Here is a 15759-nt window from a genome sequence, read left to right as displayed (position 1 = left end):
CAAATTGTGACCGTATCTAAAACGTTTGCTTCTAGCCAATTGTGTTCTAGCTGCGGTTACCAAAATAAAGACGTTAAACATCTGAATCTTCGTGAATGGGATTGTCCTTTTTGTTCTACTCACCACGATCGAGATATTAACGCAGGACTCAATCTAATGAATGAAGCCATAAGGCTTCTAACCGTAGGAACTACGGGAATAGCCTAATTAAAAATTGGCCGATAGGCTAATGTTCTTAGGAATCCCCCACTTCAATCAGACCGTAAGGTCGATAAGTGGGGGGTAGTTCAATTCAAATGATAAACGCGGCATTCAAACGGTCGCAGAGGTTTAACGGAAATTTCCTCAATCGGCAGTTGTTCATAATTGCCGATTAACAGTGTAGCAGACATTGTATCTAACCCTTCAGGTATGGAATAGGAAGCTTCATAGTCTTTGAAATTACATAACACCAGCAGCTTTTCTTCATCAAGTGTTCTCGTATAAGCAAATATTTGTTCATCATCAGGCCATAGTAGTTCGTAACGGCCATAAACGACGATTTCATGTTTTTTACGTAATTGAATAAGCTTTTTATAAAAATGAAAGATGGAATTCGGATCATTATAGGCTTTTTCTGCATTGATCTCCGGATAATTAGAATTGACACCGATCCAAGGAGTTCCCGCAGTAAACCCCGCGTTTCTTGAGTCATTCCACTGAACAGGTGTCCTCGCATTATCTCGACTGCGCGCGTAAATGGCTTCCAACATCCGCTCTTCTGTCCATCCACACGAATTCACAAGTTCCTCATAAGAATTCAGCGTTTCAATATCGCGGTATTCATCTATTCTTTCAAAGCAAACGTTGGTCATACCCAGTTCTTCGCCTTGATAAATATAGGGCGTTCCCTGAAGCATATGCAGACAAACAGCAAGCATTTTTGCGCTTTCTACCCGATACTTCCCATCATCTCCGAACCTTGAAACAATTCTCGGTTGATCATGGTTATTCCAGTATAAACTGTYCCAACCATCCTCCTCTAAACCAATCTGCCACTTGGAAAGAATCCGCTTTAAGTCACTCAATTCCCACTTTTTGTTACTCCATTTCCCTTCTGGTCCTCCCCCCAAATCCATATGTTCAAATTGAAAGACCATATGTAGCTCACCACGTTCTTTCCCTGTGAACAATTGAGCTTCATCAGGTGATACACCAGGCATTTCACCAACCGTTATCAAGTTATAACCAGAAAGCACTCGCTGATTAATTTCCTGCAAAAACTCATGAATGCGCGGACCATTCATGAAAAATGGACTTCCATCACCATGCTGTTTCCCATACCGGACATCCCCGTCCAAATATCGCTGATCTTTCGAAAGGAAGTTAATAACATCCATTCGGAAGCCATCGACTCCCTTATCCAGCCACCATTTCATCATGCTATAAATTTCTTCACGAAGCTCAGGATGTTCCCAATTTAAATCCGGCTGTTTTTTACTGAATAAATGCAAATAATATTCATCCGTTGCCTCATCATATTTCCACGCCGAACCTTTGAATATGGATTCCCAGTTATTTGGCTCCTTTCCATTCTTCCCAGGTCTCCAAATATAGTAATCCCTCTTCGGATTATCTTTAGAAGATCGGGATTCCTTGAACCATGAATGTTCATCTGACGTATGATTGACCACAAGATCCATCATGATTTTCATTCCACGCTCATGAACTGCCTTCAATAATCGGTCAAAATCACTCATTGTCCCAAACTCAGTCATAATCGAACGATAATCACTAATATCATAACCGTTATCATCATTGGGAGATTGGTAAACTGGAGAAAGCCATATCACATCTACACCCAGCTCCTGTAAATAATCAAGTCTCATCAATATTCCTTTCAGGTCCCCTATCCCATCTCCATCGCTATCCATAAAACTCCTGGGATACACTTGATACACAACCGCCTCTTTCCACCATGTTTTGTCCATTTCCTCCACACCCTTCATTAAGCAAATTGACATAAATGTTTACATCAATACACCTATTATAAAGAGTGAAACTTCAGAATATTCTTGATTAACGAATCTACTTAAGGAATTTTTATATTATGGATTTTTTTCCTTATTCTGCAATTCCCGTTTGAATCATTTCAATATCTACAGCCAAATCAATTGGAATATGAGGATATACTTCCTCCCAATGTTTTCGATTAAAATTTCTTGTTTTACTTCTAGCGATATCACCCATCGCAATTGGATCTATATTATTTTCCTGAAACATAGTTAACATCTTATTTAGTTTTTTTTCAATGGCCTGCTCAGCTTTATTCTCTAGATTTTTCACGTCGAGTGGTTTTCCCAAGTCATACCCTTGTACCTCAAGTATACTTGCATTTATTTTCACTTCAATCCTGACCTTGGGCTCTTGATTTGCATGTAAGATATCATAATGGACTGATTACTCTAGCTAGTGGTTTATCTCTTCAAAAAACATAAAAGACCTATCCGTATCATTTTCAAGCTCTTTTAAAGCTGAAAATAAACGAATAAGTCTTAATGTAGAAGGGTTTTACCCCTTATTAATCACTCTGAGCTTGGAAAAATACGTGTTACAAGTTCACGGAATTCATCAACAAATCCTTTAACAGGCTTTCCATTATTTATATCGGTTACATAATCATTCATTCTTTGAACAAAATCAGGGTTCGCAGACACATACACTTTTTCTACGGATGAATCGGCTCCTCTTACAGAGTCGGCGATTCTATCTTTCAATTCATTTGTAAGATCCTTATCCTCCCCGTCATTTAGCACAGCCCCAACATACGCAGAATGATCAGTTACAATAACCCAGGCATTTTTTACTTCCTTCAAGGCCTCAACGCGATTTGAGATATCTTCAGAAACCCTCAAATCGTTTGTACCATCATTTACATTATCATTTAGATCATTATCATTTACATTATCATTTAGATCATTATCATTTTGCCTTGTGTCACTTACCCTCATAGGTGTATCATAATTATCCTGATTGTTCCGATTAAGTCCAAGATTTTCATTTGCTCCTTGTTTATCATTAGACGTACAGCCTGAAATCAATAAAGCCATTATCGCACTTGATACTACCGCTTTATAATTCATTTTCCTCACTCCTTACAAATTGTTTAATGCTACTATTTGTAAGGAAGCAATTAATTATTCAGAAGAGGTGACCTTTAATCCAATAATGCCAATCAAAATGCAACCAACAAAAACTAAGCGCATCGCATCTTTTGGCTCGTTAAAGACAATAATGCCAACAAGGACGGCACCGATTGCCCCTATTCCGGTCCAGATTGCATATGCTGTCCCCATCGGCAATGTTTTTATCGCCGATGATAAAAAATAAAAACTAATGACCATACCGACAATCGTTATGATAGAAGGAATTAATTTTGTAAACCCCTCCGTGTATTTCAAACTCGTTGCCCATACTACTTCGAATAATCCTGCAATAACTAAGTAAAACCAAGCCACCCTTTTTACCTCCAATACAGAAAAAAGCCCAGTAGGTTATTATCTAACCTCCCGGGCCTTTTTCCCTCCGTGTACGCAAAAAAAATCCTGCGCGCTTCTCTCGGACCAGCCGGCAATTAAACCGCGGAACCCTAGAAACTTTTTAATTCCCATACTATATCACGCAATTCAAAAGTGGTCAAATACACCCTCAACCGTTCCGCCTGCTTCTAAGGTTCCATTTTTCACCCTTGATTGTAAGCCAAATATTTTTAAATGGTTCCGGCATTTGTTTAGCTGCATCAACTGTATATTGAACGGCCTCTTTTTTATATTGCACATCTTCTGTGATTTCCTGCTGTCTCAATGCTAGCTGATCCGTCTCTGATTTAATTTGATCCGTTTTTGCCTGAATCCGTGCAACGGTTTCCGTCACGTTCTCAATTGCAGGTTTAGTATCCTTATATGTTTTGAGTGCAAAAAAGACTAAGTAAAAAATAGCTCCAATGAAGAGGGCAAGACTAATATATACAATTAACATCTATAATTCCTCCTTCTTCTTCTTTTATCTCTACTATACCCATAATACTGGGCAGAAAACGACTGGCTATGTATTTTATTTTATTCCTGGACATATTATTGAAGAGAAAAGGAGGAATGAAAAATGAATCACACACCTCTCATTAAGGCTTGTCTTAAAGCTGGGTTACACTTTATTAGACATATGACCATTCAGCAGGCTGCCACAATTGCAGGAATCGTTTTTCTTATCATTCATCCAGAAATATTTAGCCCTATTTGGCTAACCCTGGCAACCTCTGTCTTAATATTACTCTTTCTTTGACATGAAAATACCCCTATATTAAAAAAAGTTTCCCCACAGGCGTTTCACTAACAACTTTTAAAAGTTCAACCCCAAACATCAAATTATTTGAGTTCTGTGTAGTCATTTTTGTAAACATTTCTTTTACCTTCGATACACTTATGATTTGTCCTTCTCACTTTCTCTACTCATTGAAAATATTTGCACATACAATCTTTAATTAGTATTAAATATCTGCCTGGAAGTCTCCCTCTACAAGCCACAAGACTACATTGAGGTACATACTGAACAAGAAGGCAACAGACCACCGCGTAAAGTATACTCGATTAATGAAAAGGGCAAACAATATTTTACGAACTACTCATTCCTAACCTCTCATCAGCTGAAGCTTCCGTTGGAGAAAACCATCCCTGTGCTGAAAAGCAGACTTTCTGAGAGTATGAAATTACATAAATATGTTTGATCAAGCATCGATACATGGGACAGGCCTTGGGGTTGATCTTGCAGTAGAGCATAAGATCGCTATGTGCTAAGCAGAAACTTAATTCATAAAAAAAACGTCTCTATACTTAAACAACTGTAAGGAAGTCCAAATATAAAAAAGCCTAATTTCTCTTTTAACACCGAGAAATTAGGCTTTAGTTACTTAATTAAAGCGCCTGATAGCTTAATAAATGGTGATCTATTTTTTATTCCATTCTTCTGCCAACATAATGATCATATAGCCATTCTGCTTGTCTAATACACCCTGCGTTTACAAACCCCAATCTTTCGGGAGTACCCCTACTACTCTTATTTTCAACAGCAGCTCTAATTTCAACTTTGTTTATGTTTAACTCATTAATAGCATAATCAGTCAAAACTTTGATAATCCCATTTCCTTGATATTGTTGCCCAAGCCAATAACCAATATATGCTACTTTATTAGTCCTTTACGAAAAATTGCTACCACCAACATTAAAAGAGCTAAAAATAGTTCAGCTGTTATCGATAGTGGTACAGAAGTGTTTACGTCCCATTCTTGTTGATAAGCAATATTCGGAAAAATGATTAGAGAAAGAATAACGATCAGCATCCCCAAAGGCAATGTTAAGGGGCGATAATTTTTTAACCCTAAAACTTGTGAAATCCCCAAGCAGGAGCCATAAAAAAAAAGAACCATTTTTAAATACATAGAAATGAACCACATAATAGCAAGGATGGCTTCAATCCGCTGGACAAAATTCCCTACATTAATTTTTTGAGCTAAAGTATAGCCTGGGAATGCTTGTCTTGCTGTTTGATCAGCACCAAGAACCAAAATAGTTAATAATGTGGTTATAATGATGACAATTCCACCGATTACAAATCCACTGAAATATGCTTTTCGAGCTTTTTTTAACTCATTGACACTGGCGGAGAAAATCATTAACAACACTAAAGAATCGACAGGAGCATAAACAACTAAAATTATTACTGTTCGTAATAAAGGCTTTAACTCTAGCTCGAAAACAGGTTGTATATTTTTAATATCAATTTGTGGGGAAACAAAGATTACTAAAATAATGAAAAGCATAATGAATAATACAAGAAAGATTTCTGCTGCCCGTGCAATAACTTCAAGTCCAAGGCGTACAGCCATGACTAAAATGATCGCCACCATAATATGAATCATTTCAATAGGTGTATCCGGTAATATTTGTATGGTCATAAATTTTCCTACATAATACATTACGGAACAAGTATAAAGAAAAGTTACTGTTAGAAAAAAAAGAGAAGTGCATTTGCCTATCCATTTTCCAAATAGTTTTTCATTCATTTGAACGAAAGTCATATTAGGAAAAAATAAACCTAATTTGGTGTATAAAGCAATCACCAATAATCCTATTCCTACACTTATTATACATGCAATCCAAGCATCCTGTTTTGAATAGAAAGCTAATAATGATGGAAGAACTAGTATAGAATCTCCAATCGTAAATAAAATGACTAAATTTCTAAATTGACGTGTTGATATCTTTTCGTTCTTAACCATTAACTTTCACCTTGAGACCTTCCTTTTTGAAAATTTTGCACTGTATCATTCTCTCCGAATTCAAAAGGATTTATAGCTTTCACAGGGATTACTCGTTGTAAATGCTCAAAATAAGATAATGACACAATAATCTCCATCTCTGTTCATAGGATAAAATTAAAAGTGTTGGAGGTACCTCTTATTGAGATAACGAGTGCTTTAGTTCTATAGAAGAAGTAAAAAAAGTCGATTCCTTAACGTTGAACTGACCCCATAAAGTTAGACAGGTTATTTCGTTAGGCAGCCCGTTGGGCATGAGCTCGGTATTGTACCGGGCTCATGCCTTTTAATTTTGCCTTGATTCGTTTGTGATTATAGTATTCTATATATTTTGCTAGTTCTTGTTCAAAGTGTTCCACACTTTCAAATTCTTTTAGATAAAGAAGTTCCGATTTCATGATACCAAAGAAATTTTCCATAACAGCGTTATCGTAACAATTCCCTTTGCGAGACATACTTTGCGTAATGCCACGTTCCCTAAGGGCATTACGGTATTGTTTCATTTGATAATGCCAGCCTTGATCTGAATGAATAAGGAGACTATCGTCGTCTGTTAAACGTTCAAAAGCTTGATCTAACATCGTTGAAATGAGTGAGTAGGTTGGTCTTGAACCGATTGTATACGTAATGATTTCTCCATTAAATAAGTCCAATATCGGCGATAAATATAGCTTTTCTCCAAATAATTTAAACTCTGTAATATCCGTAACCCATTTCTCATTTGGTTTTTCAGCTTTGAAATTGCGATCTAAAATATTTAGTGCAATCTTGCCCACAGTCCCTTTGTAAGAGCGATATTTTTTCATACGGACAAGACATTTTAGCCCTAGTTCTTTCATGATACGCTGTACCTTTTTGTGGTTTACTTTGTGTCCGCGATTTCTAAGTTCATCACGAATACGACGGTAACCAAACCGACCTTCATGTTCATCGAAAACAGATTTAATCAATACTTTCAGTTCTGCATCTGGATCAGGACGACCGAAGTTTTTCACCCAATAGTAATACGTGCTACGCGGAATGTCTGCGAGCTGTATAAGTGCTTTCACCGGGAATGCATTCCTTAATTCATAGACTACTTGTGCTTTGTCTTGTTTGGTGATTTTTCCTTGTTTTGAACTAAGGCATTCAACTTTTTTAAATAGGCAATCTCCATACGTAAACGTTCATTCTCCGCCTGTAAAGCCTCTATTGATCCTTCATCGGGTACTTGAGTATTTGATGTCTTATTATTTTTATTTTTCATGGATGGACGCCCCTTTTCCTTTGATTGTAGGGCATCAAATCCTTTTGTTTCATAAGCAATTTTCCATTTTCTAAGCGTTTCATAAGATGGAATATTAAAAATCGCCGCTGTTTTCCTGATAGACGTCCCGTGTTCGTTCATATAATTGAGTACATCTAGTTTAAACTGTGCGGGGTAGAGTGTATAGCGTTTTTCAAAMGCATCATCACCAAAAAGTTCAAATTGTTTAATCCACTGATGGAGTAAACTCGGATGAACACCAATAGATTTAGCAATTGTTTGTCCTCCCTCATTACCATCTATATATTGTCTTACTGCCTGTATTTTTTCTTCTGAAGAAAATCTCGCCATAAAAAACTGCACCTCCAATTGTTAGTTGTGTCTAACAATTGGGGTGCAGTTCACATAGAGGAGATCGACTTTTTAGATTGGAATTCTCTTAGCCTATAAAATTTCCGAAATGGGCGGTATAGCATTGTTGCTACCGTTCGTTAAAGTCTTTTTTGAGTTTACTGACGTTCGCTGGTTGTTATGTACATTTATGAACGTGTCTAAAAGTTACAAGTAAGACACTAAATAAAATCCTTAGAATCTCCCTGTCACTTTGACCGATAATTTGCGTATATTTTAAGTGTTATTTTGCACATCCAACTTTAAAAACCCAGCTACCTTCATATAAGAAGATTAGCTGGGTTTCTTAATTATTTATAGAACTATTCGGATACGCCTAGTAGCGACTGCTCATTGTTCAGCAATCGCGCCCGTTTCTTGAATAACTATAGGTTCACCTCATATTTATCTCATTCTGTTTTATTTTTCTCCCATTATTGGAGGTATAAATGTAAAGAAAAGCAAGAAGTCCATATAAGATACCTCCTAACAAGAAAAACGGTTCAACAATTATTAATAGTAAAGAAAGTGGTTCTGCTTCCAACAAGCTTTGAATTATCCCTGCACCACCGCGCAAACCCAATACCACACACGCTCCCCATGCTGAAGTGAGCAACAACCAGGATGGAAACCTTCGTCCCCATGCTTGAACAAGTGCAAGTGCAGTAAAAGCAGCAATTATACATAGGGCAATTGCAACCAGATTAATGATGAATAACACTTCGCTCATCGTCCTGCCTTCAAATCCAAAAGTGCCTCCTGCAGCCCAGTAAATGTGGATTAACCCGAATAGAGTCGACCAAACAAACGCTGCATAACCAGTAAAAACCAACCAACTCTCTGTTTTGTCCAGAGGATGACGATCATTATTGTTTTTGATTGTAATAACTCCTTTCATTATGAGGGATAACAGAACTCTCTTTAAAATACGTATAGTTTTATATATTGTTTCATTTAATAATTTGTTAAGTTCAATTAAATTTTTCTGAATATCCAGATTATATTTGTGCATTAGTACAATCAGTTACTGCATTATATGGCCCGATTGCTGAACAAAAGTAAAAAAGTATACATTTCATAAATAAGTTATTATTTGTTCCAAAACTCATAAGTTCTAGAGACAGTTAGATAAAAAGAAAGCACCCGTAATGGATGCCTTACTTTTCAATCTTCATCTTCGTCATAAGTTGGATCAGTAGTGATGGTAAGCGTTTTATCCAAGCTTACTTCAATTTTAGTATCCCAGCTAGTGTTATCCACTTTAAGGATATCGTCGTTTACTGAAAATTTTAGAACCATTTCTTCTTCATGAAGTACTACATAGCTTTTGTCATTAGAGTACACTGTAAAATCTGGATGTGCTATAAGTTTCCAGCCATCGACTAATTCTTTTTTGATAGTTTCCATGAAAGTCCACCTCATTTTATGTAATACCTAAATTATACAATAACATGATGCAAAAGTAATAGTTGGAAGTTCTTCGTACAGGATAAAGTACCATACGAATATCTCGTACCCCATTATGAACTCTATTTTGTAGGTGATTGGATTGTGTCTAAAAAGGCTCTACACTATTGAGATTGTGAAAGAATGTACTTAAACTAAAGGGGCAGGATAGTTGAAGAAGGAAAATAGAATTATCCATTTGAATCATAGCAAGTTGCTCTTTTATCGTTAAAGTCTTTTAAGGTGGCTGTTATTAACATTATTAAACTCACAATGGAATCACTTGAATTTTCAGGAAAGATAGTTCAAGATTGGAAGGTGTTTAAATTAATGAACTTTTAAACTATTTTAGGGGAGAAAAAATGGATAAAGAAAAAATTCGTTTGTATTTAAATATGTTTTTGGGAACTATTGGTATAGTTCTAGTCGGAGTAGGTGCTTTGAAGTATCAAGTTGTAATGAATGATATTGAAGGATACATCATTGCCTATGCTGGTTTTATACTTACGGCCGGTTACATAAATTACTTAGAAAAAAAAGCTGGAATAAGCAATAAAATAATTTGGATTAAAGCAGGTATCTCTATTGCTCTATTTTTAATTATTTCTTTTATTTTATATCGCTATCCCTATCCCTATTAACAGGTTCTCTAACGACTATTAAGGTTGTAGCGGAAGGACAAAAGTGAGTGGTATCATATGGCGTTAATGAAGTACTAACAGAAAGAGAAACAGACCTATGCCAGAAAATAAAAATGATTCATTTCGTGATATGAATATAAAAGAAAAGATGACAACAGTTGCCGGAATAGCGTTTCTCATTATCCTGGTAGTAGGCTTTGTAATGGGGCTTTATTTCTTTGGACTGGTAGGGGTTTTTGAATTGCTCGGCGTTCAATATGAATCTATCCGGTCATTGGTTGTTTTTGTTGTCAGTTTCTTTATTCTAGGCATCATTGTCGAATTGTTTTTCAAAGCAATTTTCGAACTGTCTGTCCGAAATATAACAGGAAAAATAAAGGTATGTTTTATCCGAATCAGTTTTGAAGGGACATCGAACTTGCTAGTCCTGTTCGCCGTGGATGAGGTTATGAAAAGCATTACACTTTCCTTGAAAACAGAGATTATTATAGCATTGCTACTTGCCATAATAGAAATTGTTTTCGACGATGATAGGGAAATATCTTAATAAAACAATTTCCCTAAGTATAATTGGGGGATTCTTGTACCTCAGATAGAGAATAATGGAATTGGGAAGTGAACAGTTCGAAAATAATGTGTAAAAAAAGAGAAGTCTTGTTAAACTACCGGGTGCTTTAGCTGAAGAACGGAGTAGGCTTTAAGGCAGCTTTTTGTTATGGAACTAAAGGGGCAGTTTAGTTCAACAAGAAATATAGAATGAATAAGATAAAAATGTGTCAATAAAAGGAGGAACGATAAATTAATAACATACCTCGATTCATATTAACGTCATAAGTGAGCCACCAATAGCTCCGGTTATTACTATAACCCAAGGCGGCAATTTCCAGTACACAAGCATACTGAATAAGATCGCAGCAAAAGCAAAGTCTATAGGAGCTAAGATGGAGCTGGTCCAAATGGGATTATAAAATGCCGCAATCAAGATGCCTACAACTGCTGCATTTACTCCCATTAATGCCCCTTTTACTTTAGAATTACGGCGTAATGTGTCCCAAAATGGCAATGTCCCTAAAATAAGAAGAAATGCAGGTAAGAAAATAGCAATTGTTGCTAATAAGCCACCTTGCCATCCATTTATCACGGCACCTATGTATGCTGCAAACGTAAATAATGGTCCTGGAACAGCTTGTGTTGCACCATATCCAGCAAGAAATGTCTCTTTGTCTAGCCATCCAGTAGGGACAAATTCACGTTCAAGCAAAGGCAAGACTACGTGTCCACCACCAAACACTAAAGAACCAGACCGATAAAAGCTATCAAACAGAGCAATCCAATTTGATGAAGTAACTTCCCGTAAAATTGGAAGTAGAAACAGTAATCCGAAAAATAATGCTAAACTAACAAATCCAACACCCCGCGAAATCGGAAAATGAATATTAGATTCATAACTTTCGTCGTGTTGTTTATAAATTAGAAAACCAATCAATGCGGCCAGTATAATAATACCTACTTGCACATAGGCAGTCTGCCACATCAAGGTCCCAACCAAGGCTATTAATGCAATTGTTTTTCTCTTTATATCTGGAGTTAAATTTTTTGACATCCCCAAAATGGCGTGTGCAACTATGGCTACGGCTACTATTTTTAATCCGTGTATCCAGCCTGCATTTGAAACATCCATTCCTTGGAGAAATAATGCTAATATTACTAACGCTATCACCGAAGGCATTGTAAAACCAAGGAAAGCTAAAATTCCACCGATGAAACCGCCCCGCATAACTCCGACTCCAATTCCAACCTGACTGCTAGCTGGACCAGGCAAGAATTGACACAAAGCAACTAAATCAGCATAGCTTTTTTCATCCACCCATTTTCTTCGTCTAACATACTCATTATGAAAGTAACCTAAATGTGCTATTGGTCCACCAAACGATGTTAGACCAAGCCTTGTTGAAACAAATAGTATTTCAATTAGTGATTTAAAACTTCTGTTTGTTTTGTTTTGATCCACTACATTATTCCTCCTATTCTTTAATTTCTTTGAAAAGCATCCAACTATATTCCAATATCGATTATCTATATTGAAGTATAATATTAGAAATGTTTAATTTTTAAATTCTAACAATAGATTTACACACTCTTAATATTTGATCATTTAAAAAACCATCTTGTTGAACTAACGGGTGCGTTAGCTGAAGATCAGAGCTGTCTTTAAGGCAGCTCTTTCTTTATGGAACTTCGGGGCAGGATAGTTTATTAAGAATAAAAGGAATTTCTTACTAATTAATGGAATTTATATTAAAATGATTAAATCCAAATAACAAGAATTATAATTACATATGAAAGAGTGATGAAAATGAATTTTACTATCCGTAAAATGCAAATGGAGGACATACATCAAGTTCAACAAGTTGCAAAAGCAAGTTGGAACTCTACCTATGAAGGCATTATCCCTCTTAAAATTCAGGAAAATTTCTTAAAGTCTGCTTATAATGATGAGATGATGCAAAAACGTTTAGAGGGTTCTTTTATATTCGTTTCAGAGGTTGATAGGAAAATTGTGGGTTTCGCTAACTTCTCTCCTGTAAAAGAAGGCGGGGAGGCGGAACTTGGAGCAATTTATATAAACCCAGAATACCAAGGAAAAGGAATAGGAACTGCTTTACTAAAAGAGGGCATTAAGAACTTAGAAGGTGCAAAAGAAATTTTTATCAATGTAGAAAAAGATAATCAAATAGGAACAACGTTTTACAAGGCAAAAGGATTAGAAGTTGTATCTGAATTTGATGATAACTTTGATGGACATATCCTTAAAACAGTAAGAATGGTCCTAAAACTATAACTATGAATTTGTTTAAAGAACAATGATTTGAGAAGTTAAACAAAGGGTTGCTGCGGCAACCTTTTTCTTATTCAACAAATGGGGGAGGTTAATAAGTTAAGAAAATAGAAAAGATTCTTATTACGGAAAAAGGAGGGTGAAAATGGAGACTTGTATCTTTTGTGAGATCATCCAAAAAAAAGCTGAAGCCTACATAATATATGAAAACGAGTTGGTGTGTTGCTTTTTAGATAAATTCCCAATAAATAAAGGGCACGTTTTAGTAGTTCCTAAAACACATTACCAAGAATTCAGTGAAGTTGATGGAAAGAGTTTGAATGAAGTAATTCTTATATCTCAAAAAGTAGCTATTTCACTTGAAAATTTACTCAATACCGATGGAATAACCATTATGCAAGAAAATGGAATCTTCAAAGATGTGGAACACTATCATATGCATATAATACCGAGGTTTAAAGGTGATGGTTTTTCTTGGATCGAACCTGAAATTACCGTGAATCAAGTTGATTTTATGGATTTAAAAACAAGTTTGCAGGGCTATCTTAGTAAAAATTTTATTTAAAGCTGGTAGAACTAACGGGTGTGTTAGCTGAAGATCAGAGCTGTCTTTTGTTTCATTACTGAAAATAGGAAAAGCCCTTATGTACCAAGGGTTTAATAAGCACTTATAATCTGCTGTAGGAATCAATCTATTCGATGAAAATTGAATCACTCTAACAAAAAAGACGGCCAAATAATATCGGCTGTCTCTTTTTTAGGCTAACTAAATAGGCAGCCCACATTTATTGTCCATCTTTGTCCATATAGGACATAAACTGCCTTTCTACCATTTATGCTATTACTAAAATACCACATTCTTTTGATAGTATCACGATGTCCAAAGTGATTTTATTTATTATTTTAAATATTCAGTTTATTAAATTGACTTTAGTAAATATTTCAAGCTATGATGAAATAAACCCGGCATTATAATAGGGTTTTTATTTTTGAGAGGAGGCTAAGATTTACCCAAACTTGCTATATTTAAATTAAATGGAGGAGGGGAAAAATTGAAAAGATCACTTAGTATTATATTTACTTTGACTTTACTTTTAAGTATGATTTCGGGCAATTCTTTTGCATCTAATTTTAAAGAAGAGGCTGATATTGTTTATTTAAATGGCAATATTTACACTGTGGATAATAAATTTTCAAAAGCAAAAGCACTGGCAATCAAAGGGCAGAAACTCATCTATGTCGGTAATAAAGGGCAAGCCAAGAAATACATAGGTTCAAATACGAAGGTAATTGATTTAGAAGGGAAAACTGTGATTCCAGGATTAAATGATGGACATCTGCATTTTCCAAGTATGGGTATGAATTTACTCCAAATTAACGGTTTTAATAAACATAAGGAAGAGATATTGAACCTAGTGAAGGAAGAAGCCGGTCGACGTGAGCCAGGGGAGTGGATTTTAGGATATGGTTGGAACCATGAACTTTGGCCGGATAAGAAATTCCCAACCAAAGAGGAGCTTGACACTGTTGCACCGAATAATCCGGTTATGCTTCAAAGAGTCGATGGACACTCTATCTGGGTGAACTCCAAAGCACTGGAAATCGGTGGCATCACGAAAGACACTCCCGACCCTCAAGGTGGAGAGATATTACGAGATGCCAGTGGTGAACCAACCGGTGTCTTGATTGATACTGCCGGCACATCAGTTACATCAAAGATTCCACCGTACAGTACTGAGCGTATAGAGGAAGGCCTGTTAAAAGCTCAGGAAGAACTATTTGCAAATGGGATTACAAGCGCAACAGATGCTGGTACGCATCTAAGTTATATAAACGACATGAAGAACTTATATAAGAAAGGAGATTTAAAAGCTAGATTAAATGTCATGGTAGCCAATGGTAAAGGTGGAGAAACTGGTGAAAGCCTGGAATATTATTATAAAAATGGACCGGAAATTGGTCTGTTTGGAGACCGTTTAACCGTAAGATCTTTAAAACTTGTCGGTGATGGTTCCCTAGGCTCCCGCAGTGCGGCCCTTTTGGAGGACTATAGTGATCGATCAGGACATAAAGGAAACTATAGATTTACAGATGAGGAGTTATATAGACTGGTAAAAGAGGCTCGTAAGTATGGCTGGCAGGTAGCTACCCATGCAATAGGTGATGGTGCTATTCTTCAAGTGCTTAACACCTACGAGAGAGTATTGAAGGAGGATCCGTTGGCAGATCATCGCTGGAGGATCGAACATTTCCAAATAGCTAACGCGAGCGAAATTGACCGAATTTCCAAGATTGGCATCCTGCCTTCCATGCAGCCTGTGCATGCGACTTCTGATAAAAATATGGCTGAGGATCGAGTTGGACCCGAAAGAATAAAATACTCCTATGCGTGGCGAAAGGTTATTGATGCAGGGTCGTATATTATTGGAGGTTCAGATGCACCTGTAGAGTTGGTCAACCCTTTCCATGGATTATATGCTGCCATCACACGTATGGACCGTGACGGAAATCCTGCTAGAGGTTGGTATCCAGAGGAAAGTATGACAAGGGAGGAAGCTGTTAAAGCGTTTACAATCTGGGCAGCGGAAGGAAGTTTTGAAGAGAAAATCAAGGGCTCTTTGGAGGCTGGAAAGTTAGCTGACTTTATAGTAATTGACAAAGATCCTATGAAATGCCCAGAAGAACAATTAAAAGATATTCAAGTACTTACTACAGTATTAGGTGGAGAAGCTGTATATAAAAAATAGATCAACAAAAAAATCTTTTGAGACTGCTGATAACATCAGTAGTCTTTTTAATATGCATTCATTGTAGCTTTATAAAAAAGTTTGAAAAAAGAAAGTAA

The 15759-nt window shown here is 36.3% G+C and carries 17 protein-coding genes, 1 pseudogene and 1 riboswitch; of the genes and pseudogenes, 7 read left to right on the top strand and 11 right to left on the bottom strand.

Features of this window, described 5'->3' with window-relative positions; translation table 11 throughout:
• A partial coding sequence (locus AC1DUW_RS03290) for a zinc ribbon domain-containing protein (protein WP_477641993.1) occupies positions 1 to 207 on the top strand: 207 nt, incomplete at its 5' end.
• An 80-nt stretch (positions 208 to 287) separates the two neighbouring features.
• Here AC1DUW_RS03290 and AC1DUW_RS03285 read toward each other — a convergent pair.
• The 5 genes from AC1DUW_RS03285 to AC1DUW_RS03265 all read right to left on the bottom strand — a co-directional run bounded on the left by AC1DUW_RS03285 (position 288) and on the right by AC1DUW_RS03265 (position 4017).
• Entirely contained in the window at positions 288 to 1970 is a 1683-nt protein-coding gene (locus AC1DUW_RS03285) for a glycoside hydrolase family 13 protein (protein ID WP_477641992.1), read from the bottom strand.
• Positions 1971 to 2103: 133 nt separating this feature from the next.
• Positions 2104 to 2424 carry a Ger(x)C family spore germination C-terminal domain-containing protein gene (locus AC1DUW_RS03280; RefSeq protein ID WP_083450955.1) on the bottom strand — a complete coding sequence of 107 codons (321 nt, stop codon included), beginning with the start codon at positions 2422 to 2424 and terminating at the stop codon, positions 2104 to 2106.
• Positions 2425 to 2564: 140 nt separating this feature from the next.
• The gene (locus AC1DUW_RS03275) at positions 2565 to 3122 is read right to left on the bottom strand and encodes a YhcN/YlaJ family sporulation lipoprotein (protein WP_053348661.1); all 558 of its coding nucleotides are present in this window, start codon (positions 3120 to 3122) and stop codon (positions 2565 to 2567) included.
• 54 nt (positions 3123 to 3176) lie between these two features.
• Positions 3177 to 3497, bottom strand: a complete 321-nt coding sequence (gene sugE / locus AC1DUW_RS03270; protein WP_053348660.1) for a quaternary ammonium compound efflux SMR transporter SugE — start codon at positions 3495 to 3497, stop codon at positions 3177 to 3179.
• A gap of 46 nt (positions 3498 to 3543) precedes the next feature.
• Positions 3544 to 3643, bottom strand: a riboswitch (guanidine-I (ykkC/yxkD leader).
• Between the two features lie 44 nt (positions 3644 to 3687).
• Positions 3688 to 4017 (bottom strand): DUF948 domain-containing protein, encoded by a 330-nt coding sequence (locus tag AC1DUW_RS03265; RefSeq protein WP_053348659.1) that lies wholly within the window; start codon positions 4015 to 4017, stop codon positions 3688 to 3690.
• A gap of 123 nt (positions 4018 to 4140) precedes the next feature.
• Between AC1DUW_RS03265 and AC1DUW_RS03260 the strand changes: the two genes are divergently transcribed.
• Positions 4141 to 4320, top strand: coding sequence for a hypothetical protein (locus AC1DUW_RS03260; RefSeq protein ID WP_053348658.1), 180 nt, complete (start codon positions 4141 to 4143; stop codon positions 4318 to 4320).
• 668 nt (positions 4321 to 4988) lie between these two features.
• On the opposite strand, the pseudogene AC1DUW_RS03255 reads toward AC1DUW_RS03260, so the two are convergent.
• The 5 genes and pseudogenes from AC1DUW_RS03255 to AC1DUW_RS03235 form a co-directional block, all read right to left on the bottom strand.
• Positions 4989 to 5228, bottom strand: a pseudogene (locus AC1DUW_RS03255) (GNAT family N-acetyltransferase); the annotation flags it as partial.
• Positions 5216 to 6313 (bottom strand): GerAB/ArcD/ProY family transporter, encoded by a 1098-nt coding sequence (locus tag AC1DUW_RS03250; protein ID WP_053348657.1) that lies wholly within the window; start codon positions 6311 to 6313, stop codon positions 5216 to 5218. The pseudogene AC1DUW_RS03255 and the gene AC1DUW_RS03250, both read right to left, overlap by 13 nt.
• 275 nt (positions 6314 to 6588) lie before the next feature.
• Positions 6589 to 7949, bottom strand: a protein-coding gene (locus tag AC1DUW_RS03245) for an IS3 family transposase (RefSeq protein ID WP_477641991.1) whose coding sequence is annotated in 2 segments (ribosomal slippage) — positions 6589 to 7493 and positions 7493 to 7949 — 1362 coding nt in all. Because the reading frame shifts where the segments join, the coding sequence is not laid out codon by codon here.
• Between the two features lie 433 nt (positions 7950 to 8382).
• A complete protein-coding gene (locus tag AC1DUW_RS03240; protein WP_053345740.1) occupies positions 8383 to 8886 on the bottom strand; it encodes a DUF3995 domain-containing protein in 504 nt (167 codons plus the stop codon).
• Between the two features lie 266 nt (positions 8887 to 9152).
• On the bottom strand, positions 9153 to 9395 hold the full coding sequence (locus AC1DUW_RS03235) for a hypothetical protein (protein ID WP_053345742.1): 243 nt from the start codon (positions 9393 to 9395) through the stop codon (positions 9153 to 9155).
• Positions 9396 to 9796: 401 nt separating this feature from the next.
• Between AC1DUW_RS03235 and AC1DUW_RS03230 the strand changes: the two genes are divergently transcribed.
• Together AC1DUW_RS03230 and AC1DUW_RS03225 are read left to right on the top strand one after the other, a co-directional pair.
• Positions 9797 to 10075 (top strand): hypothetical protein, encoded by a 279-nt coding sequence (locus AC1DUW_RS03230; protein WP_477641990.1) that lies wholly within the window; start codon positions 9797 to 9799, stop codon positions 10073 to 10075.
• A gap of 97 nt (positions 10076 to 10172) precedes the next feature.
• Positions 10173 to 10622: a YrvL family regulatory protein gene (locus AC1DUW_RS03225; RefSeq protein ID WP_477641989.1), complete on the top strand. Its 450-nt coding sequence runs from the start codon at positions 10173 to 10175 to the stop codon at positions 10620 to 10622.
• A gap of 270 nt (positions 10623 to 10892) precedes the next feature.
• On the opposite strand, the gene AC1DUW_RS03220 is transcribed toward AC1DUW_RS03225, so the two are convergent.
• Positions 10893 to 12086 carry a chromate transporter gene (locus tag AC1DUW_RS03220; RefSeq protein ID WP_477641988.1) on the bottom strand — a complete coding sequence of 398 codons (1194 nt, stop codon included), beginning with the start codon at positions 12084 to 12086 and terminating at the stop codon, positions 10893 to 10895.
• 345 nt (positions 12087 to 12431) lie between these two features.
• Here AC1DUW_RS03220 and AC1DUW_RS03215 point away from each other — a divergent pair, with 345 nt between their 5' ends.
• The 3 genes from AC1DUW_RS03215 to AC1DUW_RS03205 all read left to right on the top strand — a co-directional run bounded on the left by AC1DUW_RS03215 (position 12432) and on the right by AC1DUW_RS03205 (position 15661).
• Complete coding sequence (locus AC1DUW_RS03215) at positions 12432 to 12917, top strand: GNAT family N-acetyltransferase (protein WP_387587917.1); 486 nt, start codon at positions 12432 to 12434, stop codon at positions 12915 to 12917.
• A gap of 142 nt (positions 12918 to 13059) precedes the next feature.
• Positions 13060 to 13479: an HIT family protein gene (locus AC1DUW_RS03210; RefSeq protein ID WP_477641987.1), complete on the top strand. Its 420-nt coding sequence runs from the start codon at positions 13060 to 13062 to the stop codon at positions 13477 to 13479.
• A 487-nt stretch (positions 13480 to 13966) separates the two neighbouring features.
• On the top strand, positions 13967 to 15661 hold the full coding sequence (locus tag AC1DUW_RS03205) for an amidohydrolase (protein ID WP_477641986.1): 1695 nt from the start codon (positions 13967 to 13969) through the stop codon (positions 15659 to 15661).
• The last annotated feature ends 98 nt before the right edge of the window (positions 15662 to 15759 follow it).

It is taken from the genome of Peribacillus sp. P4_C12 (assembly GCF_056402095.1).
The sequence above is the reverse complement of the archived record's forward strand: the minus strand, read 5'-3'. Positions and strand labels throughout refer to the sequence as shown.